2 protein-coding genes and 2 pseudogenes are annotated in these 2,764 nt (G+C 39.3%); 3 read left to right on the plus strand and 1 reads right to left on the minus strand.

Annotated elements, in window-relative coordinates; translation table 11 throughout:
• Positions 1–16: 16 nt before the first annotated feature.
• The 3 genes and pseudogenes from B4H32_RS11575 to B4H32_RS11585 all read left to right on the plus strand — a co-directional run.
• On the plus strand, positions 17–889 hold the full coding sequence (locus B4H32_RS11575; protein ID WP_286803186.1) for a DUF4349 domain-containing protein: 873 nt from the start codon (positions 17–19) through the stop codon (positions 887–889).
• A gap of 105 nt (positions 890–994) precedes the next feature.
• A pseudogene (locus B4H32_RS11580) lies at positions 995–1,207 on the plus strand (NAD(P)H-dependent oxidoreductase); the annotation flags it as partial.
• Between the two features lie 42 nt (positions 1,208–1,249).
• A pseudogene (locus B4H32_RS11585) lies at positions 1,250–1,441 on the plus strand (integrase core domain-containing protein); the annotation flags it as partial.
• A gap of 276 nt (positions 1,442–1,717) precedes the next feature.
• Here the strand turns inward: B4H32_RS11585 and B4H32_RS11590 are convergent.
• Positions 1,718–2,764: FAD-binding oxidoreductase (locus B4H32_RS11590; RefSeq protein WP_286803181.1), on the minus strand; the 1,047-nt coding region annotated here is incomplete at its 5' end.

The raw sequence follows: 2,764 nt of genomic DNA on the forward strand, positions 1-2,764 counted from the left end.
GATTGGACGTCATGATATGGCAGATTTAGCCAGAAATTTAACAATTATTTTACTCGTGGGCAGCACTTTGGCTGGCTGCTCCAACAAAGAAGAAAGTGCGGCAAGCGATGCCGCGGTTGCCACAGAAAGCGCAGCCTTAGATAGCAAAGCAATTCACACCAACGCCACCAAAAACCCAGAACAACTGGTCAGTACCCAGCAAAGCGCCCTAGAGCAAAGCCGTCAACTGGTCAAAAGTGCTCAACTGCAATTTGAAGTGCAAGATGTGTTAAAAACCACATCAACCCTGGAACAACAGTTATTGCAATACAATGGCTACATCGAAGAAAAACAGGTCAATTATCAGGTCAGTGACAGTTCCCAGCGTAACCGTATTGATGGCAGTGTCGACATTTATGAAAAGATCACGCCAACCGTACAGCTCACCGTACGCCTCCCCAATGACCAAGTCACAACTTTTCTGAATAATCTTCTGCCGCTTATGCTGAACTTTAACAGCCAAAGCTATGAAGCAAAACGCTATGAATTAAAGCGACTCGAAGAAAAGCTCAATACCGCAAACCAAAGTAACAGCCCATCCAGTGCGGTCAACAACCAACTGCAACAATTGACCGATTTGGAAGTCAAAGACCGCCTGGCTTATAGCACCATTCGGCTTGAGTTCTATCAACAGCCGAAAGTCCGTAAACGCCATGATTTAAATATCCATCGCATCGCTACATTGGACAGTGATCCATTAATGACAAGAATTGCAGAATCATTCAAAGTCGGTTTAGCTTATTTTAAAGAAACCCTACTCTGGCTGATTCAATTCTGGGCATTTTATCTGGTCATATTTGCCATTTGGATGATTCGTAAAGTGTATAAGGCAAGAAAGCACAGCAGCTAATTATTGATTTTTGATCAATAGTATTTTGCTAATTTACGCATTTTCACTCATGAATAGATTCCCTAAAATGCATTCAAGTTTTAGCAATCTATTTTTGAGTATCCCATGAGCAATATTCTAATTATTAACGGTGCCAAACAATTTGAACATTCCAATGGCGAATTGAATGACACCCTCACCCAGTTTTCTGAAAGCCATTTAACAACGCTCGGCCATACGGTACAGGTCACCCGTACCGACAGCGAATATGACATTCAGGCCGAAATTAAAAAATATTTATGGGCGGATGTGGTGATTTACCAAATGCCAGGCTGGTGGAAAAGTGGTGTGATCAGCCTGGTATTGAGCATGTATTTGACTCAACCAGGCCATCCACAGCAAAATGCATATGTTGAGCGATTTAATCGTACAGTACGTTATGAATGTCTAAATCAATATTTATTTCGAGATCTGAGCGAGGTGCAGGACTATACAACTGACTGGCAGTACTTTTATAATCATGAACGACCTCATATGTCAGTAAATGGTTGTCCACCTATTTTTAAACAATAACAAGGGCTTTAGATTTTCTACCCATTAATTCAATTAAAAATGGGGGTATTACCCCTCTACTGATAATAATGAGCTTGTACTTTTTCCTGACTTTCAGTTAAAGCATGGCTATTCTTAATAGCAAGAATATTTAAAATAGAAAATAATAAAATATGAGATATTTTCATTAAAAGTCGTTGTAATATTAAAGTTCGGTTACTTATTAAGTTCTAGGTATAACAAAAAAGCGCATCTTTCGATACGCTTTTAGCAGAAATTCTTTTATCTAATCAAGCATTAAAGATCAAATAATTTCCCAGGATTCATAATCCCATTCGGGTCAAATGCCAATTTCAATGCTTTCATATATTCAATTTCTTCAGGTGAACGTGAATATTCTAAATATGGTTTCTTGGTCATTCCGACACCATGCTCGGCAGAAATAGAACCATCATATTTTTTCACGGTCTCAAATACATATTTATTCACCACCTGACACTTGGCAAAGAATTCATCTTTGGTCAGATTTTCAGGTTTTAAAATATTTAAGTGCAGGTTACCGTCACCAATATGACCAAACCAGCAGATTTCAAAGTCTGGATAATTATCCGCAACAATCGCATCAATCTCTTTGATAAAGGCAGGGACATGCGTAATCAACACTGAAATATCATTCTTATAAGGAATATACGGCGCAATCGATTCCGAAATATCTTCACGTAAACGCCATAGGCTCTGTGCTTGTTCTAAGCTTTGGCTCATTACCCCATCAATCACCCAACCTTGTTCCATACAATACTCAAAAATCTGCATTGCTTTGTCCATAATCGGTTCATATGGCGCTTCAAATTCGAGTAATACATAGAATGGGCAAGTTGTTTCAAATGGACGTTGTACATGACCACGATCCAACACTTTTTGCATTGCCACTTCACCAAAGAACTCGAATGCAGTTAAGTCGATTTCTTTTTGGAAAGCATGTAATACAGGCATTACTGCTTCAAAGTCAGGCGTACCCAATACCATGACTTGTAAGTTTTGTGGCTTACGCTCAAGTTTAATCTCAGCCTCAGTCACTAAACCTAATGTGCCTTCACCACCGATAAACAAATGCTGCAACGCATAACCCGTCGCATTTTTAATCATGCCTTTGTTTAAACGTAAAATATCGCCTTTACCCGTCACAACCGTTAAGCCAAGCACCCAGTTACGTGTCATACCGTATTTGATGACTTTAATACCGCCTGCATTAGTTCCGATATTTCCACCAATTTGACTAGAACCTGTAGATGCAAAATCAACTGGGTAATACATGCCTTGTTGTTCGGCATAATTTTGCAATTG

The sequence above is a fragment of the Acinetobacter sp. UBA2063 genome, from assembly GCF_002333245.1.
GTDB lineage: Bacteria > Pseudomonadota > Gammaproteobacteria > Pseudomonadales > Moraxellaceae > Acinetobacter > Acinetobacter parvus.

Bases quoted from the DNA above. Each gene is read 5' to 3' on its own strand.
- B4H32_RS11575 (WP_286803186.1), top strand. From the start codon at position 17: ATGGCAGATTTAGCCAGAAATTTAACAATTATTTTACTCGTGGGCAGC.